Here is a 249-nt window from a genome sequence, read left to right on the forward strand (position 1 = left end):
GAGACGCCTTCAACTCTCAATTTTCACTAATGACACGAGAAGAAGCATCGGAACAATACAAAGACGCTTTATTAAGTTCGAAAATAGCTGGTGACATGTCTGGAGAAGAAACGCTATTCCCAGTAGTAGACACACGACCGAATGAAGAGTTAGTAAAAGATGCTTTTAATCAGGAGTTTGAAGGTCAATAGATCCAATATTGGGCTTATTACATAAAGGAGAAGGACATGGATAAAAACGAAACAAGAA

At 38.2% G+C, this 249-nt stretch carries 1 protein-coding gene; it reads left to right on the forward strand.

Translation table 11 applies throughout. The features are described from left to right. On the forward strand, positions 1-191 hold a 191-nt coding region (locus FS641_RS18310), incomplete at its 5' end, for a hypothetical protein (RefSeq protein WP_222122132.1). Positions 192-249 lie beyond the last annotated feature (58 nt).

Origin of the sequence: Curtobacterium sp. 9128, assembly GCF_007673775.1 — a bacterium.
GTDB lineage: Bacteria > Actinomycetota > Actinomycetes > Actinomycetales > Microbacteriaceae > Curtobacterium.